The 23,738-nt window shown below is 44.7% G+C and carries 24 protein-coding genes; 23 read left to right on the top strand and 1 reads right to left on the bottom strand.

Going from position 1 to position 23,738, the window contains the following annotated elements; all coding sequences use genetic code 11:
• Window positions 1-4: 4 nt before the first annotated feature.
• The 17 genes from ABEQ74_RS01755 to ABEQ74_RS01675 all read left to right on the top strand — a co-directional run bounded on the left by ABEQ74_RS01755 (window position 5) and on the right by ABEQ74_RS01675 (window position 18,827).
• Window positions 5-688, top strand: a complete 684-nt coding sequence (locus ABEQ74_RS01755) for an ABC transporter ATP-binding protein (RefSeq protein ID WP_430118818.1) — start codon at window positions 5-7, stop codon at window positions 686-688.
• Window positions 685-3,276, top strand: a complete 2,592-nt coding sequence (locus tag ABEQ74_RS01750; protein ID WP_430118816.1) for an FtsX-like permease family protein — start codon at window positions 685-687, stop codon at window positions 3,274-3,276. Before ABEQ74_RS01755 ends, ABEQ74_RS01750 begins: the two co-directional genes overlap by 4 nt.
• Before the next feature lie 331 nt (window positions 3,277-3,607).
• A complete protein-coding gene (locus ABEQ74_RS01745; RefSeq protein WP_430118814.1) occupies window positions 3,608-4,777 on the top strand; it encodes an ROK family transcriptional regulator in 1,170 nt (389 codons plus the stop codon).
• A 54-nt stretch (window positions 4,778-4,831) separates the two neighbouring features.
• On the top strand, window positions 4,832-6,112 hold the full coding sequence (locus ABEQ74_RS01740; RefSeq protein WP_430118812.1) for a hypothetical protein: 1,281 nt from the start codon (window positions 4,832-4,834) through the stop codon (window positions 6,110-6,112).
• Window positions 6,113-6,114: 2 nt separating this feature from the next.
• Window positions 6,115-7,293, top strand: a complete 1,179-nt coding sequence (locus ABEQ74_RS01735) for an MFS transporter (protein ID WP_430118810.1) — start codon at window positions 6,115-6,117, stop codon at window positions 7,291-7,293.
• Window positions 7,294-7,634: 341 nt separating this feature from the next.
• Window positions 7,635-8,297: a nicotianamine synthase family protein gene (locus ABEQ74_RS01730; RefSeq protein WP_430118808.1), complete on the top strand. Its 663-nt coding sequence runs from the start codon at window positions 7,635-7,637 to the stop codon at window positions 8,295-8,297.
• A 14-nt stretch (window positions 8,298-8,311) separates the two neighbouring features.
• On the top strand, window positions 8,312-8,647 hold the full coding sequence (locus tag ABEQ74_RS01725; RefSeq protein WP_430118806.1) for an opine metallophore biosynthesis dehydrogenase: 336 nt from the start codon (window positions 8,312-8,314) through the stop codon (window positions 8,645-8,647).
• Window positions 8,644-9,660, top strand: a complete 1,017-nt coding sequence (locus ABEQ74_RS01720) for an opine metallophore biosynthesis dehydrogenase (protein ID WP_430118804.1) — start codon at window positions 8,644-8,646, stop codon at window positions 9,658-9,660. The genes ABEQ74_RS01725 and ABEQ74_RS01720 overlap by 4 nt, the downstream gene beginning before the upstream one ends.
• Complete coding sequence (nikA, locus tag ABEQ74_RS01715; protein WP_430118802.1) at window positions 9,657-11,258, top strand: nickel ABC transporter substrate-binding protein; 1,602 nt, start codon at window positions 9,657-9,659, stop codon at window positions 11,256-11,258. Before ABEQ74_RS01720 ends, nikA begins: the two co-directional genes overlap by 4 nt.
• Window position 11,259: 1 nt before the next feature.
• Window positions 11,260-12,204: a nickel ABC transporter permease gene (nikB, locus tag ABEQ74_RS01710; RefSeq protein WP_430118800.1), complete on the top strand. Its 945-nt coding sequence runs from the start codon at window positions 11,260-11,262 to the stop codon at window positions 12,202-12,204.
• Window positions 12,201-13,058 carry a nickel transporter permease gene (gene nikC, locus ABEQ74_RS01705; protein WP_430118798.1) on the top strand — a complete coding sequence of 286 codons (858 nt, stop codon included), beginning with the start codon at window positions 12,201-12,203 and terminating at the stop codon, window positions 13,056-13,058. The genes nikB and nikC overlap by 4 nt, the downstream gene beginning before the upstream one ends.
• Before the next feature lie 31 nt (window positions 13,059-13,089).
• On the top strand, window positions 13,090-13,935 hold the full coding sequence (locus tag ABEQ74_RS01700; RefSeq protein WP_430118796.1) for an ABC transporter ATP-binding protein: 846 nt from the start codon (window positions 13,090-13,092) through the stop codon (window positions 13,933-13,935).
• Window positions 13,936-13,941: 6 nt separating this feature from the next.
• On the top strand, window positions 13,942-14,730 hold the full coding sequence (locus ABEQ74_RS01695; RefSeq protein ID WP_430118794.1) for an ABC transporter ATP-binding protein: 789 nt from the start codon (window positions 13,942-13,944) through the stop codon (window positions 14,728-14,730).
• A 39-nt stretch (window positions 14,731-14,769) separates the two neighbouring features.
• Window positions 14,770-15,618: a DMT family transporter gene (locus ABEQ74_RS01690; protein ID WP_430118792.1), complete on the top strand. Its 849-nt coding sequence runs from the start codon at window positions 14,770-14,772 to the stop codon at window positions 15,616-15,618.
• 38 nt (window positions 15,619-15,656) lie between these two features.
• Complete coding sequence (locus ABEQ74_RS01685) at window positions 15,657-16,346, top strand: class I SAM-dependent methyltransferase (RefSeq protein ID WP_430118790.1); 690 nt, start codon at window positions 15,657-15,659, stop codon at window positions 16,344-16,346.
• A 595-nt stretch (window positions 16,347-16,941) separates the two neighbouring features.
• Window positions 16,942-17,628: a FadR/GntR family transcriptional regulator gene (locus ABEQ74_RS01680; RefSeq protein ID WP_430118788.1), complete on the top strand. Its 687-nt coding sequence runs from the start codon at window positions 16,942-16,944 to the stop codon at window positions 17,626-17,628.
• Window positions 17,629-17,894: 266 nt separating this feature from the next.
• A complete protein-coding gene (locus tag ABEQ74_RS01675) occupies window positions 17,895-18,827 on the top strand; it encodes a DMT family transporter (RefSeq protein ID WP_430118786.1) in 933 nt (310 codons plus the stop codon).
• 588 nt (window positions 18,828-19,415) lie between these two features.
• Here ABEQ74_RS01675 and ABEQ74_RS01670 read toward each other — a convergent pair.
• Window positions 19,416-19,904, bottom strand: a complete 489-nt coding sequence (locus tag ABEQ74_RS01670) for a YfbM family protein (protein ID WP_430118784.1) — start codon at window positions 19,902-19,904, stop codon at window positions 19,416-19,418.
• A 267-nt stretch (window positions 19,905-20,171) separates the two neighbouring features.
• Here ABEQ74_RS01670 and ABEQ74_RS01665 point away from each other — a divergent pair, with 267 nt between their 5' ends.
• The 6 genes from ABEQ74_RS01665 (at window position 20,172) to ABEQ74_RS01640 (ending at window position 23,636) form a co-directional block, all read left to right on the top strand.
• Window positions 20,172-20,735, top strand: a complete 564-nt coding sequence (locus ABEQ74_RS01665) for a sigma-70 family RNA polymerase sigma factor (protein ID WP_430118782.1) — start codon at window positions 20,172-20,174, stop codon at window positions 20,733-20,735.
• A complete protein-coding gene (locus ABEQ74_RS01660) occupies window positions 20,725-21,228 on the top strand; it encodes a DUF3600 domain-containing protein (protein ID WP_430118780.1) in 504 nt (167 codons plus the stop codon). Before ABEQ74_RS01665 ends, ABEQ74_RS01660 begins: the two co-directional genes overlap by 11 nt.
• 286 nt (window positions 21,229-21,514) lie before the next feature.
• On the top strand, window positions 21,515-21,925 hold the full coding sequence (locus tag ABEQ74_RS01655) for a MarR family winged helix-turn-helix transcriptional regulator (protein ID WP_430118778.1): 411 nt from the start codon (window positions 21,515-21,517) through the stop codon (window positions 21,923-21,925).
• Window positions 21,926-21,946: 21 nt separating this feature from the next.
• Window positions 21,947-22,585, top strand: a complete 639-nt coding sequence (locus tag ABEQ74_RS01650) for a nitroreductase family protein (RefSeq protein WP_430118776.1) — start codon at window positions 21,947-21,949, stop codon at window positions 22,583-22,585.
• A 10-nt stretch (window positions 22,586-22,595) separates the two neighbouring features.
• Entirely contained in the window at window positions 22,596-22,895 is a 300-nt protein-coding gene (locus tag ABEQ74_RS01645) for a putative quinol monooxygenase (RefSeq protein ID WP_430118774.1), read from the top strand.
• A 216-nt stretch (window positions 22,896-23,111) separates the two neighbouring features.
• Window positions 23,112-23,636, top strand: a complete 525-nt coding sequence (locus ABEQ74_RS01640) for a CueP family metal-binding protein (RefSeq protein ID WP_430118772.1) — start codon at window positions 23,112-23,114, stop codon at window positions 23,634-23,636.
• Window positions 23,637-23,738: the final 102 nt, after the last annotated feature.

Raw genomic sequence — 23,738 nt, 5'->3', positions numbered from 1 at the left:
GGCCATGGAAATTTTAAAAATCGAGCATCTTTCTAAAATATACGGCACTGGTGAATCGGCGGTAAAGGCGCTTGACGATGTTTCATTTTCGGTTCAAAAAGGTGAATTTGTAGCGATTATCGGCCCGTCCGGATCGGGAAAATCAACCCTTCTTCATCTGCTGGGCGGCGTGGATCGACCATCAAGCGGCAAAGTTCTCGTAGAGAATACGGACATCTATGCATTGGACGAAACGCGTCTGGCGATCTTCCGGCGGCGACAAATCGGACTGATCTATCAGTTTTTCAATCTGATTCCCACCTTAACGGTGAAAGAGAACATGACGCTGCCGCTCTTGCTGGACAACCAACAGGAAGACAAGAAGCAATTTGATGGACTCGTAAAGTCGTTGAATTTAGAGCATCGTTTAAACCATTTACCTAATCAGTTATCCGGGGGACAGCAGCAGAGGGTTTCGATCGGCAGAGCGATCATCAGTAACCCTGCCATCATGCTGGCAGACGAGCCGACCGGGAATTTGGATAGTAGAAATAGCAGCGAGATCATCGATTTGTTGAAAATGTTGAATAAAACATATCGTCAGACGCTGGTTGTCATCACGCACGACGAACGAATCGCTTTACAGGCCAACAGGATTATTTCAATTGAAGACGGGAAGATCGCCAAAGACGAGGTGATCCGTCGGTGAATATTGTCTACAAACTTACCATCCGGAATTTAAAGCAAAACAAGAGGCGTACGCTCGTCACCATCATTGGCGTCATCATTTCGGTTGCCATGGTGACCGCTGTCGCTACGCTTGCATTTTCATTCTCGGATTTAATGATCCGACAAACCATCGGGGATTCAGGGGAGTGGCATGTCGAATATCAAGATGTAACAAAAGAACAGCTTGCAGCGATACATGGCGATGAGGCAACCAAAACCGTTGCGATCACAAGAGATCTTGGGTATGCCCCATTAGAAGGAGGACAAAATCCGAATAAACCATACTTGTTCATCAAGGAATATGATGCACAAGGTTTCGCGAAATTTCAGGTAGAACTAAGCAAGGGGCGTCTTCCGCAAACAGACAAGGAAGTCGTTATCTCCGAGCCCATTGCAACGAACGCCAAAGTGAAGTACGAAATCGGCGATCGTCTATCCCTTCGTATCGGCGAACGATTCGAGCAAGGGGGCGATCATCCCTTGGATCAGACCGAACCGCTGCGTAGGGAAGACGGCAAATTGACCGAAACGTTGCAGCATATCAAGACAAGGGATTACACGGTAGTAGGCTTCATCAAGCGTCCCGTATGGGAAACGGCTTGGGCACCAGGTTATACGATTATTAGTTATGTCGATGAAAACATCATCGGGGCAAACGATCGAGTCAATGCGGCCGTAGTCTTGCAGAAAATCAATTCGTCCTTGTTCGCTCATGCGGAAAATTTGGCAAAGAGTAACGATATCGAAACGGTCCAATATAATAACGATTTGCTGCATTATTACGGTTTATCCAAAAGCGGTGCTTCACAAAGCATGATGTACTCAATATCGGCGATCTTGATGGCGATCATCATGATCGGTTCGATCTCGCTCATCTATAATGCTTTTGCAATATCCGTCTCGGATCGTTCCCGCCATTTAGGAATGCTTGCGAGCGCAGGGGCGACAAAAAGACAGAAACGAAATTCCGTGCTTTTTGAAGCTGTCATCATTGGCTTGATCAGCATTCCCATTGGCATCCTATGCGGTCTTGCCGGGATTGGGATCACATTTTGGTTCATGAACACCATGATACAAGGAGCATTATGGACCAATGAAAAGCTGATGGTGATCGTCACGCCGTTATCGCTATTCATTGCCTGTGTGGTTTCGATGGTTACGATTTTCATTTCGGCGTATCTCCCGGCGATCAAAGCGTCTAAGGTTTCCGCTATGGATGCGATTCGTCAATCAACCGACGTAAAGCTTACGGCCAAAGCGGTGAAAACACCGAAGCTCATTCGAAAGCTATTCGGCATTGAAGCAGAAATCGGATTGAAAAACTTAAAAAGGAACAAACGGCGCTATCATGCCATTGTATTTTCGCTCGTGATCAGCATTGTTCTGTTTTTGACAGTATCGTTCTTTACCAACAACATGAAGCAATCCCTGGAACTGTCACGGGAAGGAGTCAATTATGATATTCAACTGTCGTACAGCGATGGAAAGAAAATAGACAACCCGTTGTTGCAGTCAATTGTATCTCTGAATGGTGTAACGGAATATAACCTGGTACAAGAGTTGTATAAGAACGCCTGGGTCGATGAGGCATCCATCGCCGATGAATTGCAAGAGCTGGTTAAGAAGGATAAAAGTTTGCTGCAAGACGGAAAGTACCGTTACGAGATTAAGCTTCATGCATTAAATGATTTGAGTCTGCAAGTCTATGCCAAAGCGGTTGGTGCAAATTACGAACAGCTTACAGATCCGGATCATCCTGCCGTGATTGTGATAGATACAACCAAATATCAAGATATGGACACGGGGAAGTATGTTCAGACGAAGGCTATGTATTTAAATGTTGGGCAAAGTATCGAATTAACGAATAGCTATATCGAAAATACGGAAGCAACGGAGGTAAACAAAGTAACCGTTGCCGCGTTGACAGATCAAGCTCCGATGGGGATGAGCCCGGCAGGCTTAGGTGGGTTAACTATGATCGTGTCGGAACGCGTCATGGATCGACTGGCGGACGATGAGGAGCTAGCTAACGTTCAGACATACCTTTATTTGAAAAGTGCGGAACCGATGAGAACACAGCAGCAAATCGAAGAGATGTATGAGACAAATCTGAATGTCTATAATGTTTATCAATCCAGAAAAAACGAAGAGCAACAGATTTTAATGATATCCGTCTTCTCTTACGGGTTTATCATATTAATCTCTGCAATTTCCATAGCAAACATTTTTAATACGATCTCGACGGGCCTATCCCTTCGAAAAAGAGAATTTGCGATGTTGAAATCCGTTGGCATGACGCCAAAAGGCTTTGCCAAAATGATGAACTATGAAAGTATCTTTTATGGAGTCAAATCGCTGCTGTTCGGGCTTCCCGTCAGTTTCGCCCTGATGACTCTAATCTATAGGGCATTTGCGAACAAATTTAGCTATGGATTCATCGTTCCCTGGATGAGTATGCTCTCTGTTGTCGTCGCGGCATTTGTTATTGTCGTTTGTGCGATTGTTTTTTCCAGCAGGAAAGTAAAAAAAGAAAATATTATTGATGCGTTAAAGCAGGAGAATATATAAGCAACTGATTGCCTAATATTGATCAATATCGGCAGAGTGTTAAGCATGATGGAAGAGAACCGTATTCTAGGGTAACCTGGGAACGGTTCTTTTTTGTTTAACGGGTTGCATAATAAGTTTCGTGGTGGGAGAGCCTACGCAACATTCTGAAATTGGATAATATTACGGTTGACTCCGCTTACATTAAGGATGTATTATAAACTTAATTCGAGACAATCATTCGGTTTTATATAAAAAAGAATTCTATTTTCTTGTTTTTATCTCATTTAAGTTTATAATATAAACTTAAATGAATTTTAATTATTGTAAGAAAGTAAGGTGACTAACTCTAATGAAAGTGAATTTACCAAGCACGATACGCAAGATGAACAAAGAAATCGTCTTGAATATCATCAAAGACCTGGGACCTTTACCACGCTCTGAAATAGCAAAGCATTCCGGTATTACAAAGGCAACAATATCAGAGATCGTCAAAGAATTGATCGATGAGAACCTCATCTATGATGAAAAGGATGATGCCGATGCAAGCAAACGTGGAACGAACTTGCATTTTTCGAAAAATGCGACTTATGGCATTGCCATAGATTTAGGCGGAACGACGATTCATCTGGGCATGTTTAACTTAGCGGGTGAGTGTTTCTTTCAGCAGATGGTTCCGACTTATGATCTGCAGACAAGCAATGAATTCCTGGATCGAATGACTGCCGATTTGAAACATTTCATTCAACAATCAGGGCACCCGATCGAACGGCTTTCGTTTATTAGCATCGCAACTCCCGGCATCGTGGATCAGGCTACGGGCGTAGTTCTCGAAGGCTCCCCTAACTTGCCCGAATGGAAGAACATTCAGTTGGGACAATATTTTAGAGAAGTTTTTCAAGTACCAGTTACTATCGAGAATGACGTACGCGCCGCGCTCGTCGGTGAAATGTATTCCGGAGCCTTCAAGGATTTGAATTCAGCCGTGCTGATTGGAATTGGTACCGGACTCGGTTCGGCCATGATGATTGACGGTAAAGTCATTCGCGGGTCGCATAATGCCGCAGGCGAAATCGGTTATATGGTTGTTCATCGCGATCAGATGTATGCGCCTTCAGAAAAGGGGCATTTGGAAATGTCATGCTCCGGTTCGGGGATTGAGGACGCTGCCTTTAAGCTATACAAGAGAAAGATGTCTGCAAAAGAGGTATTCCAGCAAGCCAAGCAAGGCGATCTTCAGGCAAAGTATCTTGTAGACAAGTTCGAGGATCATCTTTCAATGGGGATTCTCAATATGATAGCCCTCATTAACCCGGAAAAAATTTTACTTATGGGCGGAGTGACCAAGTCTTTATCACTGGATCACATCATCAGCAAAGTAAAGCTTCACACGACAGAGGTCACGGACGTATCGATAGAAATTTCCAAGCTTCAGCATCACTCGGCTTTACAAGGCATAGCGATTTTAGGACTAAATCAATCCTATCCAACCCTACAATTCTTGAAAGACAAGCAATTGTAATAACCCAGAATAACCCAGCAAATAATGAATCAAAACTAAAGGAGCGTGGAGCTTATGTCAGGCATTCAACTTCACCCGCATGACATTATTGATGAAGGCATGTCGCAGATTATTTCTTACATTAAGAAGCTGAAAGACGTTCAATACATCTTTCCTGAGGTAAACACCATTTTTGAGCGCAATCCGGTCCCTGTTGGGAAGTTACCGCGTAACCCCGTCCATGAAGTCGTCTTCGGGACAGGCACAATGCATGCCATTTTGCCTTCTTATGCAGAATCAGGCCTGGATCAACGCCGGGAACCTACTCTCTCTCCTGAGCAGGATCCGCTTATGATCATCAAGAACGCGATGCAAGGAGAAGACTTTGAAATCATTCCATGGTTGAATATTCTGAACGGCCACTTTGAGGGAAGCAAGCTCCAGAACAATTTGGTCACGGATTATACGGGACAAGTCATTCCGCACTGGCTCTGTCCGAATGCGCCGGATGTAATCGGTTTCTGGGAAAAAGCCTTCGTGGATCTAAATCAACGTTATGGATTCACTTCCTACATGATTGACCGCATTCGCTATCCGGATTGGGCGGGAGAGGAGATCAATCCCAAGCAACTGCTGACCTGCTTCTGTCCGCATTGCCAAGCAAAGATGCAGGCGCGGCACCTAGACGTTCATGCCATTAAAGAAGCAATTAACACATGGAGTATGATGTTCAAAGCGAAACAATTCGATGCGGCCGTCGACTATGCGAACGCTAATGAACTTATTCAGGCCTGGATCCAATTCCGTCAAGACAGTGTCTCGGAATTCGTGGAGCATCTCATCACGCGGGTACGAAAGATCAATGAAGAGTTTACAATCTGGCTCGACCTGTGGCCGCCTGCCTACGGCTGGTTGCTCGGACAAGATTATGCCAGCCTGACGAAACTATCTCCTGCACTGAAGCACTTCCCTTATCACAAGCTTGGAGGAGGAGCTGACGTACAAGGATTGATCCATAAACTCACGGATACACCGGAGGAAGAGGAAGCAGCATTCCATGCATTTAAGAAATTCTTTGATCTTCCATATGACCTTTCTTACAAGACGTTCAAAGCGGAAGGTTTCCCGATTGAGTTCGTTGCGGATCAGAACAATATTGTTCGTGAGAAATCCGCGCCGGATACTCGCATATTTAGCGGTATCCAAATGTGGAACCTCACGCCGGAAAATTTACTAGAAGCGATCCATGCCGGCGAACGGAGCGCAGCCGACGATCTGTTGTATTACTGCTACGGCTGGGCAACCGACGATCTGTTTGAAGCTATTCAAAATCTCCGAGAAAAAGGAGCTCACTAATCATGCAAAAATTACAGCGACCCATTATCTTTTTCTTGATTTTTGCCACGATGTTCGTGCTCGGCGGGATTCAGAATACAAAAGGGATCATATTAGAGAAGGTACAATACGATATACAGCTTGATATAAGTCAGGTCGGCCTCATGGTATCCATCTTCCAAATCGGATTCCTTCTGGCAAGCTTGGTGGCGGGGATACTCGCCGACCGCAAAGGGATCAAAATTGTCATGATGGCCGGGACCGTACTCATGATGATCGGCTTATTCGGAACCAGCATGGCGTTTACCGTGACATTCTTCCTGGGATTCTATCTCATCGTCGGTCTCGGGATCGGTTCCATGACCGTGTCTGTTGCCACCCTGATTCCAGCATTCTTCAAGGAACGCGCAGGGGTAGTCTTTAATTTGGCGAATGCGTTGTTCGGGGTCGGTATGATCGTGACTCCGCTGATTATCAATATGATTTTTGAGCACAACGTCACCTGGCGAGCATTCTATATAGGCGTTGCCGTCATTATTGCCATCATCTTATTCGCTTTAATCTCTTTCAAACAGTCTCAAACCTCTGCAGTAAATGGACAAAATGATGTTACGGTTAAATCTGTGCTACAGCTCTTCCAGAATAGCCAGATTATCCTGGTCATTCTATTCATCTTGTTCTATGTCGCCGCGGAGGCCGGGTTCTTGAATTTCTTCCCGATTCTCTACACGTCGCTTGACATTGCAGGAATGGATGCCGCACACAAGGCCGCGACCGCAAGTTATATCATTGCAAGCTTCGCTTTCTTGTTCACAATCGGTCGGTTTGCCGGAGGATTCATCATTTACAAACTAGGAGAGCGCCGCACATTGGTATTATTCTCGCTTTTCGCCCTTGTCTCTTTGATTGCGGGACGCATCTTCATGAAAGATTTCAGCTATCTTATCATGGTGTTCGGATTGGCGATGTCCGTCTTGTTTCCAACTGCGCAAGGTATTGCTTCCAAACTGACAGAAAAAACAGGCTCCTTGCAAGGCTTGATCTACGTTGCTTCGGGTCTCGGAGGTGCCGTTGTTGGAGTCTTAATTGGTCAGATCTCCAAATCCTTCGGAATCCAGAACGGATTCAACGTACTGATTCTTTTTACGGCACTTATTAGTATATTTGCCTTCATGATCAAGACGCCGAAAATCGATAAATAACAATTAAATCAGATGATAAACGCTTAAAAGCCCGCACAAATTGCGGGCTTTTTTTACTTTTATAGCCATATTGAGCTATATGGTAAAAATACCTTTTTATGTATAATGTAAACACGTTAAATTGGTAGCGCTTTCTATACACCTCTGTTTATACTGCAGCGACAATAGGATTGATTATGTGTCTAGTCCAGAACGGAGGGAATGAAATGAAAAGCAAATATGCCTTCTTACTTTCCTTGAGATCACTTGAATACAAAATTAAACAATTAAGTGCCTAGGCGAAGGAGCACGAGGAGTGTTTCGATCTCTTACAAATGAAGCTGGATGCGCTGTGTCAATTTATGACGATTGAAGAAAATGACAAGCAGTGGCTTGAGTGGGGGAGTCAGGAGGAAATCCAATTGTATGTTGAGCAACTGCGTGAAACATCTGTACAAGCGCTATGTGATATGGAAAAGTATCAATCCGGCCTCGCCATTGAGCAACGCTTGAATGTAAGTGAGTACATCGAAATACTATCCAGATCCGTTAGAAACGAGCTGCGTGATTTCCATATTGGGCATCGATCCAAAGTTCTTTTTGTCGGTTCAGGCGCATTTCCTCTCTCGGCACTAACCATCGCTCATGAGACCCATGCAACTATTGTATGCTTGGATATTGATCCGGAAGCCGTGGAACAGGGAAGAAAAGTAGCAGAAACTTGGGGACTTGGCAGCAGAATTATATTTACTGGAAAGCCACTTAAGGAAATATCTTTTGTGAATGAAGCTACGCATGTTGTTATTGCCTCTCTTGTTCGTAACAAATTGGATGTTCTAAATGATTTGAAAGAGAAGATTCAACCTGGCACGCGCATCATGATGAGGTATGGAAACGGACTGAAAACGCTTTTTAATTATCCGCTTGAAGAAGACCTGTCCGATGACTGGCGAAGGACCGCCATTTCAGCAGGAGAAGGCTTCTATGAAACAATGATTATCGAACCGAAGCACAGCATAGTATAAGGAAGGTGAAGAGGGTGAACAAGCTGCACGAAACTCCCCCTCTTGGCAATGTATTGATTGTGGGTGCAGGGCCAGCGGGTATTCATGTTGCCGTAGATCTGTCTAAAGGTTGGTGTCGCCGTCTGGGTCTGACCAACCGCCTAGGAATTCATGCGGAGCGACTGCAACAAGAGCTTGATCAATATTCATTCCAGCTATGTACGGAAGTACTGGTTGAGCGCGGCAAGCATCTTTCAGCGACAGCGCGATTGGACAAATTTTATGCAGGATTCGACTCCATAGAAGATGATTGCAAACCATCGTTCTATGTGTTCCCAGCCACAGTTACGTTGAGATCATTCATGAATTGAAACTGGATCAGCGGATTCAGATTAAACGAATCATTCTGATATCACCAGGAATAGGCTCCAATATTCTAGTAAAGGAAAGCCTTGGCCAGTCCCGCGATCATGTAGAGGTGATTAGCTTCTCCACATACTATGCAGCAACAAAATTCCCCCCAGATTCATCTACTCTCCTAAAATCCATTATCAAAGGCCTGAAAAGGAAGATATACATCGGTTCCAGCCAGGCAAACAGCAGCATGTTGTTTATACTTCAGGATTTTATGTCGAGCCTCGGCATTACAGCCGAACGGACATCTCATCCAATCGAGGCAGAAAGCAGAAGTATTACGACCTATGTCCATCCACCGTTTTTTCTGAATTCATTTTCTTTACAAGAGATTTTCAGTCTCACTCGCTCCACCAAGTATATGTATAAGTTATACCCGGAAGGACCCATTACACCAGATGCCATCCGCAGCATGGTGCGACTGTGGAAGGAAATCTCCAGTGTTCTTGTGAAGTTTGGAGCGGATCCGGTGAATTTGCTGAAATTTATGAATGATGACAACTATCCCGTTCAGGAGCAAACGCTCTCCAGATTAGACATCGAGGGATTTGTTCAGTTTGAGGATATTCACCAAGAGTACTTGTTATATGTTAGGTATGCATCTCTCCTCATTGATCCATTCTCTACTCCTGACGAACAGGGTCAATACCGTCCATTCGCAGCTGTACCCTACCAACAGGTGAGTCGAGATCAAGAGGGGAGATGGGTTATTCCTCGTGTTCCTTATGAAGATTACAGAAAATTAAAGCTGTTATACCTTGTCGGGCAAGCACTTTACCTTCCAATGCTCCAAGCCAAGACGTTTATCCTAACCTTTGAAAAACAATTAGGAAAATTTATGGAGGAACAAGGAACTGAAGCATTCCTTCCTGATCTCATTAATGACAGCACATTGGATGAAGCAGAAGTGATTATCAGGGAAATGCAAACAATAAACTTAAAGGATAGAGAGGATGTTTTCAAGTCATGAGTGTATGGATTCGATCTCAGCGCAGAACTGTCTTCTTAGGTTTTATATGGATGTTATGCCTGTCCATTATTCTGCCCGGCTGTACTCAAGACAATGGGGGGAGTGCTTCTTCCAGTTCATCCAGTGAGAAAAACAATTCCAGTTCATCTGCATCCAAACATCTCACGATCATACATAGTCTTCCCAATGATACGCTCGACCCGCACAATACGTGGATCGCTTTGCGCGCGGGTATAACAGAAACATTGCTGCGTCTTGATGAGAATATGGAGGTTTCTCCTTGGCTGGCATCTGACTGGGAAGCCAAGGACGACCGGACTTGGATCTTCACCATTCGGGAAGGTATCAAATTCCAGGATGGCACCCTACTCGATGCTGAAGCTGTAAAAGCATCGTTCGAGAGAGGAATTACGGACAGCAAAGCACTTGCAGCTGCACTGAAAATTGATTCGATCGAGGCAAGTGGACAGAAGCTTCAGATAACTACAAGAGAACCTTACCCTGCATTCCCAACAGAACTTGTACATCCGACCACCAGCATTATCAGTGTAGCTGCGGAGGACAGTATGGGCAAAGTGGCATTCAACAGCGCCCCAGTAGGGACCGGTCCGTTCAGGGTCACCAGCTTCACATCAGGCAGTGAAATCCACCTTATACGTTTCGACGATTACTGGGATGGAAAGGCCAAGCTAAACGAGGTTACATTCAAGTTTAACGCAGATGCCAATGTCAGAACACTCGCCTTCCAGTCCAAGCAAGCGGACATTGTATTTCACTTAGCTCCAGAGATGCTTGCCTCCATTGAGACAGACAGCGAACTGGGTGTTAGCTCTGTTACGGGCTTGAGAACACACTATTTCACCTATAACCCGGTCAGTCCAAAAGTCAGCGACTTTCGTGTTCGTCAAGCGCTCGATAAACTTATTGATCGGGATTCAATTGTTCAGGATATTATGCTCGGCCATGCATCACCAGCCAATGGGCCGTTTAATGCTGCACTTCCTTTTGGCAATAAAGAAGGGTATCAAAAACTGGATGAAGTTGGCGCATCACAGTTATTGGAAAATGCCGGGTATAGCAAGGGTTCAGATGGCATGTTACAGAAGGAAGGGCAGCCGCTGACCTTGAAGCTTATTGCATTTACCGGAGTTAATCCTGAACTGCCTCTGATACCTCAGGTGGTTCAGTCGGAAGCGGCTAAAGCAGGCATAAAGATTGAGATTGTTTCCGTGGAATATCCGGATGTTTATATCGCAGATCACACGGATTGGGACATCTCTACGGCCAGTTATTTAACTTCACCAAGGGGGGACGGGGGTTCATTCCTGAATTCCGCATATGTTCCGGGAGGTTCATATAATCCTGCCAACATTGAAGTGAAGGGACTTGAGCCCATTTTGAAGGAACTGAATGTGACAGGTGACACAGAGAAACGAAATCAACTCACACAACAGGCGGTGACCGTGATCAACAAGGATGTGCCTCACTCTTATATTATCAATCCTAACATCCTGGTAGGTGTGAACAATCGGGTAACCGGTTGGAAACCTGGAGCAGAGGAGTTTTACATTATAACGCATACACTGGATGTGAAGTGATATGTATAGGCAGTTGTTTTCACGAATGTTTCAGCTGATTTTTGTACTTTTGATGCTAAGTATGACTACGTTCCTACTGATGAAGATGGCACCGGGTGACCCGGTGTTCACGATATTAAAGGCCAGTGAGGGAGCGGTCTCCCAATTGGATCAGGAACAGATGAGGGAACAACTTGGGTTAAATCTGCCGTTGGTGCAACAGTATGGCCTCTGGCTCTGGAGTGTCGTGCAACTCGATCTGGGAAAGTCTTTGGTCAACAACCGGGACGTTTGGGACCTGATGATGGATCGACTTCCTGCTACCGTCTCCCTGACTGCAGGTGCTATTATCGTGCTCTTGCTTGTATCCATTCCGCTTGGTGTAGTAGCTGCAAAATATAAAGGAAAATGGCCCGATCATTTTAGCCGTTTATTCGCGCTGATCGGCGCTTCCATCCCAAGCTTCTGGCTTGGATTGTTGTTAGTTTATGCCTTTTCTTTCAAGTTGAACTGGCTGCCGACAATGGGAAGCGGTGACGTTAGACATCTCATCCTCCCATCGATTACGCTGGGGTTTGTCATGGCCCCCGAGTACATTCGGTTACTCCGGTCCGGAATACTTGATGCGTTATCTCAAGAATATGTTCGTGCCGCTCGGGCTAGGGGAATAGCCGAATGGAGGATCGTTGTAAAACATGCCCTTCGAGCTGCCTTGCTTCCGGTCATAACGATATTTGGAATGAGTCTGAGTGCACTGCTGGCGGGCTCTGTTGTAACAGAGACTCTTTTTGCATGGCCGGGACTAGGAAGCATGGTCATGGAGGCAATTACCCAAAGAAATTATCCGGTTATTCAGGGTTACGTTCTTCTTACAGGTGTATTTGTTGTAACGGCCAATATACTTGTGGACCTTAGCTACAGATTGCTCGATCCCAGAATTCGTCCCAAAGGGGGGCGCCGAGCGTGAAAAGAATATTTCTACTTCAGGGTATAAGCCCTTACGAAAGTCGACGACTACGATCCAATCCACTGGTATGGATGGGCGCAGGCATCATTCTGCTTTTTATTCTCGTCGCTCTCACTGGACCCTGGATCATGCCCAACGATCCATTGCAGGTTCGTATGTCAGATCGTTTACTTCCAGCCAATGCTCAGTTTCCACTAGGTACAGACCATCTGGGCAGATGCATATTATCTCGCATTATTGAGGGGACGCGCACCACGATGAGTACGACCTTTCTTGTGCTACTGACCGTCATCCTGATTGGTGTACCTATCGGTATGTTATCCGGATATTGGGGTGGACGCCTGGACACTCTGCTGATGAGATTCATAGATGGCATAGGGGCAGTGCCCGAGTTTTTGCTCGCTGTTGCTGTTGCCGGTTTCCTTGGACCCGGTCTTCTGCATGTCATGTTGGCCGTTGCGTGTGTAAAGTGGATTACTTATGCAAGATTGGTACGAAGTATTATCCTTCTGGAGAAGGAGAAGGATTATGTCAGAGCAGCTGTTGTAGCAGGTAGTGGGATGTGGACCATTCTATATCGTCACTTAGTAAGACATGTCCTGTCTCCACTCGCTGTCATGGCTGCGCTTGAGGTGGGCCGATTTATTCTGCTAATATCCATGCTTTCATTTCTTGGTCTAGGCGTACAGCCTCCTGTTCCAGAATGGGGAGCGATGCTGAATGAGGGGCGCTCATATTTTCAGGCTGCGCCACAACTGATGATTTATCCGGGCATGTGTATTCTAATCGTAGTGTTTAGTTGCAATCTGATCAGTGATGGCATTCGGGATCACCTGGACGTACGCAATCGTTAATGAAGTTAGGCGCGGATGGGAGGGTCTAGTATTGAAGGAATTACAGAAAGGACATCTCGTCCTTAAGGTAGATCAGCTGGCGATAAGTGTCTTGGATAAAGGAAGCATTCACCGCATCACGGAAGACATTTCATTCGATATTCATATTGGAGAAACACTGGCCATCGTTGGAGAAAGCGGAAGTGGTAAAAGCATTACAGCGAGTGCCGTAGCTGGCCACTTAGCGAGACCTCTCACTGTTACCCATGGACAGATTTTTTTTCAGGGGACAGATCTATTAGAAGCACCGGCCCGATACGTAAAATCGCTGCGCGGTAAAGCCATTGGATGCGTATTTCAGGATTATCGAGGCAGCTTCACACCTTTCATGAAAGTGGGCCATCAGCTGGTGGAAGTCATTCGTACACATGCTCAGGTCACGCGTAAGGAAGCGAAAGAAATGGTCATGGACTGGCTGCATCGCGTGAAACTCCCAGCAGAACACTCGTTTCGGAGTTATCCTTATCAGTTGAGTGGAGGGCAATTGCAGCGGATTGCGCTTGCCGCCGCATTAATGCTGAAGCCGGCTCTGCTGATTGCAGATGAACCGATCACCGCGCTGGATGTCATCACAGGAAGAGCCATTATGGACTTGATGGAGGATCTGCAGCGTGAAGTCAGCTGCGCAATTCTCTTGATCTCCCATGATTTGAGGCAGGTCATCAAGCGTTCACATCGGATCGCAGTGATGCAAAATGGCTGTCTTGTGGAAACGGGAAGCCGCGATCAGATTCGGGATGACCCCCAGCATCCGTATACGCAAGCGCTGTTGCGGGCTTGTCCTCGAATCACTCGCAAGCATGGTCTCCATATACAAGAAACTGAAATGTGGAGGTAGTGGATAATGGAACCATTGCTGAATGTTACTAATCTGGTTAAGACATATGGACAAGGGAAGGAAGCCGTTCATGCGGTCCGTCAGGTCTCCTTTACCATACAGAAAGGGGAATGCCTGGGGCTTGTAGGCGAGAGCGGCAGTGGCAAAAGCTCGCTTTCACGTTTACTGCTTGCTTTGGAAGAGCCGGATCGTGGAGATATATGTCTGGACGGGACATCACTTGTACAAGCCAAAAAGAGCTTGCTCAGAAATATGAGACAGCACATTCAAGTTGTATTTCAGGACAGTAATGCTTCCTTGAATGATCGATTACCTGTCTGGCGATCCGTGCTGGAACCTTTGGATAATTTTCCGGAAGTCAAACCATCATTCCTTGCGGATGTCAGCCATGCCAGACGTGAAACAGCAGCAAAGCTGCTGGATATGGTGGGACTCGGACCAGAACATCTGGATCGTTACCCCCATGAACTTAGTGGAGGTCAACGTCAGCGAGTAGCGATTGCAAGAGGCATCAGTCTCAGACCACAGCTGCTCATCTGTGATGAACCCACTTCCAGCCTGGATGTTACAGTGCAAGCTCATATTCTCCAGCTGTTAAAACAATTGCAGACAGATCTGGAGATGTCATTCTTGTTCATTTCTCATGATATTGCAGCCGTTCATCAGATGAGCAATCGAATTATCGTCATGAAGGATGGGGAAATCGTAGATGAGTTTGCAAGTGAGCTGATCGGTGAGCCTGAACGGCATGAGTATACGAAGTGCCTGTTATCAGCGGTATATGATCTGGATTAATAGTTGATTTTTATATAATCTACGATGAAAGAGGTTCTCATGAAAAATGGTGTATGGTTAGCTTTGTTCTCATCATTGGTATTTAGCGTGATGAACGTTCTCGTGAAGGAGGTTAGTGGAACGATTCCACCAGCGGAGATTGCATTCTTCCGTGGACTGATCGGAACCATTCTGATCCTTGTGTTGATGCGTTCCAGACAGATTTCTTTTTCTAGAACAGGAATCCCCATGCTGGCATTAAGAGGTGTGCTGGGCGGATTGTATATGCTAGCCTATTTTTTCACCTTGTCCAGAATCCCATTGACGGATGCAAGTATACTCGCACAGATGTCTCCCGTATTTGTGATCGTTCTATCCGTTATTTTCTTAAAAGAGAAGATTTCCCGAAGAACTCTAAGCATACTGCCCTTTATTTTCCTGGGAGCAGTGCTTCTGATTAAGCCCCATGAGTATACCAGTTATTCAATATATGCTTTGGTAGGGATATTGGGTGCTATCTTTTCGGCAGCTGCCGGGATTTCCATTCGTTATTTAAGCAGAATACATCCATCCTATGAAATTGTATTTTATTTTGTGGCAACATCGGCGCTGGTGGCGTTGCCCTTTATGTGGCAGCAATTTGTCATTCCAGACCTTATTCAATCTGCATACCTGCTGGCCATTGGTGTGGTTTCGCTGCTCGGCCAAGTGTTCCTTACTCGCGCGTTCACGCATGAGAGTGCCATTGTGGTTCAAGTTGTCAGTTATTTCGGTCTTGTACTGAATGGATTGTTTGGCTTTATATTTTGGCAAGAGATTCCGGACATGTTGACTGTAATCGGTGGTGTGATTATTGTGGCGGGATGTATTGCTTTATCAAGTCGAGGGGGTTCGGCTAAAGCGCAATAGACTCTACCTATGTATTTTAAATGAAGGAGGTTTTCATTTTGAACGAACAAACGCTATATGAGGTGTGGTGGCAACATCCTGGTGAAGGGGAGCAGGGGATGGAGGATGATCATATTCCACACTGGAAGAGAGTACTCGGTTTCATACCGGAAGAGAATTTGGAAGAATGCAGCGTCCTTGATTTTGGCTGTAACCAGGGTGGTTTTTTAAGACTTCTATATGAGTTGCGTCCTTTCAAGGAAGGCATTGGAACAGATCTTGCACGGCAATCCATTGATATTGCGAACCAACGCAAGGGAGGATTGCCGCTTGAATTCCATGCTACCGGGCAGCCTGAGCAGTTTGTGAATCGGTTTGATTTTGCCTTCAGTCTTGCTGTGTTGTACTTGATTCCGAATCTGGATGAACATGCGTTGAAAATCAAAACCTGTCTCAAACCTGGAGGAGTCTATTATGCAACCTTTGCCGATTACACAAGCAATCCCAGTTTACCCGTGATACGAGAGCGCATTAATAGCAATGCGGTTATCCCGATGCAGGATCACACACTGGATACCATCTCCCAAGCGTTCATGCAGGCAGGGTTTCAGGTGAGCGTTCGTCGCATGCTTCCAGCAGGCTTTGTTGATCTGTCTCATGGAAATAAGTGGTATAACCGAGTAGTAGATCAATTGCAGTTTGCGTACGAACAATCCTATTTATTCCGATTTGTAGCTCCGCAAGCGTAATGCTCGCTTCAATAAATACTAATTATTTTCTCATATAATAGCTTGAAATCCGTCGCATCTCATGAAAGCTGTCAGAAACCACAGATCCCTTTGGGAATCGCATTGTATACACGTATGAATGTGACTCGTCACTTCTTGTGAACAGGCTCTGGGATCAACTCTATTTGCAAGAGATTAAATATATCGACTATGTTTCCTTGGAGACGAGCGAGTGGATCTGCTGGTGACGTCTGATACGTTACCCGGCTATTATCTGTAAACGTTTCGGGGGAAACTGGGACTGCCGTTTCTTCAAAAAGTATCCATTTGCAACAAGTTTTCGCTTAGTGATCCTGACGTCAAGTTGATGTTTCGTAATGGTTCTGGCATTCGTCGACCTATCGGTCATGAGGTCGATCGGGTTCATTAGTGCGTACGCCACAAAAAAATCTTACATGAAATCCTCAATATTGATCGAAGAACATCCCGCGCTTAGCGGGATGTTTTTATTACGCACAAGCCCATAAATTTAATGGTGAAAAGGATGGGAGCGATAATAATTTGCTCTTGCCTCACATTAAACACAATGCTACCATACTAAAAAGGAGATGATCAGATGTTATCAAAAGGGTCGGTAAAGCCGGTTCAACACCATAAGCTCGTTGACGATGTTGTCATCCAACTCCAAAATAAAATCTCAACGGAGAAACTTCAACCTGGGGACCTGCTTCCTCCGGAACCTGAACTGATGCAATTGTTTGGCGTAGGTCGATCCACTATTCGGGAAGCCATTCGAGTGTTGGTTCATGCTGGCCTGTTAGATAAGAAGCAGGGGTTTGGTACATATCTGAAGTCCTCTCCTATCATCCAGGAACCGCTCATTAACCGTCTGCATCGCGCTGAACTTATTGAGGTATTCGAAGCAAGAAAAATGATTGAATTAGAAAACTCCAGATTGGCTGCCCTGCGCCGCGATGAGACGGATTTAGCTAACATGCGCGAACATTTGGATACGAGAAAAATGGCGCTGGAGCAGGATGATCATGACCTATACGCAAAATCAGATATTGATTTTCACATGGCCATTGCAATGGCAAGCAAAAATGCAGTGATTATTGATATGTTTCGTACTTTCTCCCAGGTTTTATCCGATGCCATGGACAAATTGAATCAAAATTACCGCTCCCATAATCCGCTAAGTTATTATCATGAACAAGTGTATGAGGCGATCAAACAAGGAGATCCCGATCAAGCAGTAAAATGGACATTAGACATTCTGAATGGGACCCTTGCTGAGTTATAAATTTACAGCAACAATTATAAACGAAAGGAGGTGATCAAAATACTGTTACAATGAAATGAACTCTAGTAGCAAAAAAAACGACGTTAAACATCAGATGATATGCTGTTTAAAAGAATAGTGATACAAATTCTGGAGAAAGAGTACCTATATTTTTCTACTTTCAGCAGAATATTTGTCTTCGAATTTAAGCTTAGGAGAACTCGCCAAGCATATTACCTTTTTATCGTTAAACATCAGATGATATCATGTTTATAGGAGGGAAATATATGAATTCAAACAAACCGCATAAACTCACGTTTCTTTATCCCTTTTTTGCTATCGTGCTTTGGTCAGGAAATGTTATCGTTTCCCGTATGTCCGCACACACGATCGGACCAGAAGCTATCACCTTCTATCGTTTGGTGTTGGCGGTACTCCTAATGAGCACATTCGTAGCCGTGCCTGCATGGCGAAATCGTAAAGTGATATGGCCGCATATAGGAAAATTTGCTATTCTTGGTTTTTTATCGATGTGCTTTTTCCAAAGCCTATCCTATTGGGCAGCGGAAACAACCACGGCAACTAATATCGCAGTGTTTACTTCAATGACGCCGCTTCTTACTGTAGCGTTGAGTGCCATGATGCTTAAAGACACTCCTACCGTCGGTATGATTGGAGGTGGTATCCTATCGCTTGTTGGCCTCGTCTACTTAGTCAGTGGAGGTGATCCTGTTTCGCTGATACGAAATGGTGTTCATTTAGGCGATCCGTTAATGTTTATTGCAGCCATCGTCTATGCGCTATATGGTGTGTTACTCAAACGTTGGAATTTGCCAGTCGCTGGCTGGCAATCTACCTATATGCAAGCGATCAGCGCGATGGTTATCATGTTCCCGGCTTTTCTTGCGACACCTGCGCCGATGCGTGCTTTAAACACCGAAACGTTGCCGCTCATCGCCTATGCTGGAGGTTTGGCTTCAGTCGTTCTTCCTTTTCTATGGGTCCGTGGCGTACATATTCTTGGACCGAATCGTTGTTCCGTTTTTATGAATCTGTTACCGGTCCTAACCGCAATCATTGCAATCGTCTTGTTGGGCGAACCTGTTCATGCTTATCATGTTATCGGTGGTGGAATCGCGCTAGCAGGTGTCGCTTGTACGGAAATTTTCCGCCGACCCATTCGGAGTGCTACTCCTGACGTGGTAGATGTAACCGATTGAATGAGTTGAAATGCTAAATGACGGGGAGCATGGGGCTCATCTTGGACTCATTGATTCTTGAAAAACGACCCTGCTTCTTATAACAACAGGTTATATTGCGCTTGCAAGTGGAGAAATAACAGAAACAGTTGACCTTCGGAGATGCGCACATAGATTAGGTGTGCCAGCATTTTAAGAACAGATTCGTCTAAATGTAAATTAAGCAATACCTTGTCATCAGTGAATAAAACAAGAATGTGCATGCTGCCCCGAACTCGGGTCAGCATGCATTTTTATAATGACGGAGAAATCCCACCGTTCAACTCCCACGCACCGATTTTGTCTTATCCATTCATTCTGCCATGAGTTATTTTAAACAGGTAGGTTCAGTTTACTTCTTACAAAAAGCTCAAATTTATTTGGATGTATACAATAGCGTTCCTTTTAAAAATAACCTTGTATACTCATGTGCGCAACATAACCAAACTAGAGCGGAAGAAAACGAAAAGCTAGACAAAAAATCGGATGATTTGCGAGCATAAGAAGTTAGAGGAGGAATCTCTTGAGCCTGTGTAATGGTATTTGTTACCACTTGCGATATAATTGGAATCAGAAAATGTAGAAGATCAGACCCTTACCCTCGGACGCAGTTTGGCTGTAGAAACGTTGGATTTCATTAAAATGCTGCAATATGAAGGCAAAGAACTCGTCCTCATCCTCGACTGAAACCATGCCAGGTTCAAGAGGATATACCTCTTCTTTGATCATGGTCGGGAAATCGTATCGCAATCGGAGCTGCTCTTCATCCATCTCAGAAATCTTTTGGTGCGCTTCTGCAACTTGATCGGCACGTAAGGAGAACGCCCCGAATGAGCCAAATTCGATGCCTCGCTTTGACGTTATTGGAACGACATAGCTGAGTGGGGGCTCACCATCGGCTATATCTCCACATAGCAAGTAGTGAATCGCCTCCCAGGATCTATCAATATCTAGTCCGGGATAATCTTTTATATTTAAACTTTTCAATTCAATATCGCCTGCATCGATTTGCTGCACCAGTTTGTCATCCAGAGCAAAGTAATATCCGTACATTCCCATTTTGGCATCCTTCTCTCTATTTTTAGTAGTGACGCTACTACACTATCTAAATGTAACATCTGGAAATTGTGTATATCAAGGAGTTTTGGATATAATCGACAAATTCAAGGATTGCCTGTAATGTCGTTTGTGGCAGAAGTGTGCTCGCATTGGGTAGTCTCTTAAAGTCGCGAAAATCGCGGCTTTTTAAAAAATTATATTCTTTTACTGAACCTTTTTTTCCTCGAGAGCGAATTAAGAGTTGTAACACGTTCAGGAGGGGCCCCCATGAATGATAAAGATTTAATTCAGTGGATTGAAAAAGCGGCGTCAGGCGACGAGTCAGCCTTTCAGCTTGTCTATCAGGCGACTCACCAAGACGTCTATCGGACGGTTGCTTTTCTCGTCTACAACAAACAGGATGTTGAAGATATCGTAAATGAAGTTTACATGCATATGTGGCGCTCGTTTGACAAGTACGACCATAACCGGCCATTTCGATTTTGGTTGCACGGGATTACGGTGCGGCTTGTCCAGGATTGGAAAAGAAAGGCCTGGCGACGAATTCGTATCTTTGAACGAAATCGCCAATTGACTTGTGCACAGTTCGACTGGACGGATAAAGCTGTCCTGCAGTCTGAAATGCAGCTTGAGCTGTTTAACCTTGTCCGCCAGCTGTCGTACAAACTACGCGTGGTCGTCATCCTGCGTTATTTTCACGATTACGCTCTGGAAGAAATCGCAGACATTCTGCAGATCCCCGTCGGCACCGTGAAATCCAGACATCATCTGGCACTCAAAGAACTTCGGAAACGATACGAAATGTCGGGAGGTGACGCGTATGTCCATTGACAAGGAGTTACGTGAAGAGCTGCGCCAGGTGGCTGATTCGATGCATTGCCCACCCGATTTACATGGGCGTGTAAGTCAGTCCCACCAACACTATGTGAACAAAAAGAGAGGTAGATCCCCAATGAAAAAACGCGTGATCGCAGGTATTATAGCTGCAGTAATCCTGATTCCGTCAGCTGTATTTGCTTCTTCCTATCTGGCGGATGCAATATTCGGTTCAGTAAAAACGATAGAACAGCACGGCGGTTCGCAGGAAGACTATAACGAGATGGAGGAAATGATTCAAGCAGCAAAGAGCAAGCTCACAGAAGAGGAATTCGAGGAATTTATGGACCTATTCAAGCAGATGGTGCAATTAAAGCTGAAGATGACCGATGAAAAAGGAATTAAACATATGGATAAGTTGACCAAAGAAGAACAGCAGCACTTTGAGCAACTCCTCCCAATGCTGGCCCCGTTCTTCGAGAAGATTAACGGAACAGCGAAACCGTAGGAATAAGAAGAGGGACCCCATCGATGTGGATAGGGTCCCTCTTTCTTGTCAGTGTTCATTTTATACATAATCTCCAAAAAGCTCGGTTAGTATAGAAAAGATTCATTTATAGACTCGTTTCTCGCGACCTGTTTCCTGTCTCTCTATATAACTTTCTGGAAATTAATGCAAGAGACTTGATTTTCGTTACATAAAGTTTTATCATTGACCCATCAACTATTGACGGGTCAATTAATGGAAGGAGGTCTTTATCATCTCTACATGTCATACAGACGACCTACTGTATTTGCTATTGCATTTGAACAAGCATATTGCGACCCGGTTTGAACGCTGTGCTGGTGTTAGTCCCAATCGACTCGAACTCCTGTGCAAACTGACGGGGGGCCAAATTAGCCAATCAGATCTGCAGAAAGCAGTTTCTATTGATCCAGCGGCGGTAACTCGTCATGTTCAGCAATTGGAAGCGGAAGGAATCCTTCAGCGAACCAGGTGTGAGAGCGACAACCGGATTACGTTAGTTCAGCTTACGGAAGAAGGCAAAGAGAAGGTAGCGCTGTTTAAAGCAGAGAAAGATCGTTTCCTGGAGGAACTGCAGACAGACCTTACAGAGTCTGAAAGACTTGGGTTGATTCAAGCTCTTCAGAAGCTGAACAGCCAGATCCGCAGAATGAAAGATACAAGCAAGACCCATCCATAATAGAGAATAGGAGAGAATACTATGACTGTAACATCCTTAAACAATGATTATAAAGATATTATTACTTCTCGGCGCTCTGTGCGTGTGTATGATCCCGCAGTCAAAATCAGCCGTGAGGAAATGACTGAAATATTGGAAGAAGCGACATTGGCACCATCATCTGTTAATCTTCAGCCTTGGAGATTTCTTGTCATTGATAGCCCAGAAGGTAAATCGACGCTTGAGGAGCTTGCACCAGGCAACAAAACGCAAGTTACTACTTCTTCTGCAGTCATCGCTGTTTTCGGTGATATGAATGCATTTGATAATGCGGATGAAATCATGAGTTCTGCTGTGGAGAGAGGGTTCTTACCGCAAGAGATTAAAGAGCAAATCATGGCGAACTATACGGATCTTTTTGGACGTATGCCAGCACAAGCTTTTCGCGAAATGATTCTGATTGACAGTGGTCTGGTATCCATGCAACTTATGCTTTCTGCTCGTGCTCATGGATATGATACAAACCCGATTGGCGGATATGACAAATCCAGAATTGCAGAAGCATTTGGTCTGGAGAAGGAACGTTATGTCCCGGTTATGCTTATATCTGTAGGTAAAGCTGCTAAAGAGGCACGTAGAACCACTCGTCTGCCTATTGATCGTATTGCGGAGTGGAAGTGAGGATATGACTATGATTATTATTCATGCAGAAATGAAAATTAACCCTGATGTAGAAGCAGAATTTCTGGAGACGGTACAAGAACTTATTGAGTCATCCCGCGCCGAAGCAGGGAATGTATCATATAAGCTCATGAAGGATATGGATCAGGAAAACACATATCTGATGGTCGAACAGTGGGAAGACCAAGAAGCAGTAGGAGCTCACAATGCAAGCAGCCATTTTCAGGCGTTCGTAGCTAAAGCTCCAAAATACTTGACAGCCCCGTTACATGCTCAAGCTTTTGTAGGTCAACTGATCACCAAACAATAGCATTTCATATTCCGGCATGTAAGACGACAAGATCATATACGCATAAGAAGTCGCGGAAATCCGCGGCTTCTTATTTTTTTGATGCTAGTTCGTTTGTTTTGAGCGTTAGAGTGAGAGATGGATGTGACGTTGAGCACCAATGACTTAAATGGATATGTGATACAATCTAAATGTTTGACCTTTCAATATGACAAGAAAACAGGAGTGGAATAATGTATGAAAAAGGGTTTGCTCATAGTTTCGGCTTTATTACTGAGTCTGGTGTCAGTAGCTTGTAATAACAATAATAGTGCATCGAATGAAGCGGAGCCACAGGACATTAAAGAAAAAGTCCATGCGTATAGTGTTGGTACTTTTGAGGATGTCAGTGCGTCCATTACATCACATGAACTCATTGTGACGGATAAGGGGAACAAGACTTCTTATGACCTTCCAAAGGATGAGTTCTTTGTTTCCATTGCACCGTTTATTGAAAGCACACATGAATGTGCAATCCACAGCTTAACGGGGTGCCAAGGAGAATTGGCAGCAAAAAACTTCGATGTGTTTATTCAGGATGAAGAAGGTACTGTAGTCATGGACGAAACGATTACTTCTTTTGATAATGGATTTATTGATCTCTGGTTACCGCGCGATGGGAAATATCAAGTGAAAATTATGTATGATGGAAAAACAGCAGAATCTGAAATCGCTACTTTTAAAGATAACAATACTTGTATCACAACGATGCAGCTTACATAACATGCCATATAAAAAAGCCCCGATACTGGTCATACCCCTGTCAAGTAGACAGATGAAAAAGACTAAGCAGCCAGCGCGTATCGGTACTCAATCGGCGCGCGC

It is taken from the genome of Paenibacillus solani (assembly GCF_050475945.1).
Lineage (GTDB): Bacteria > Bacillota > Bacilli > Paenibacillales > Paenibacillaceae > Paenibacillus_AQ > Paenibacillus_AQ solani_A.
This window is presented reverse-complemented; position numbering and strand designations above follow the sequence as displayed.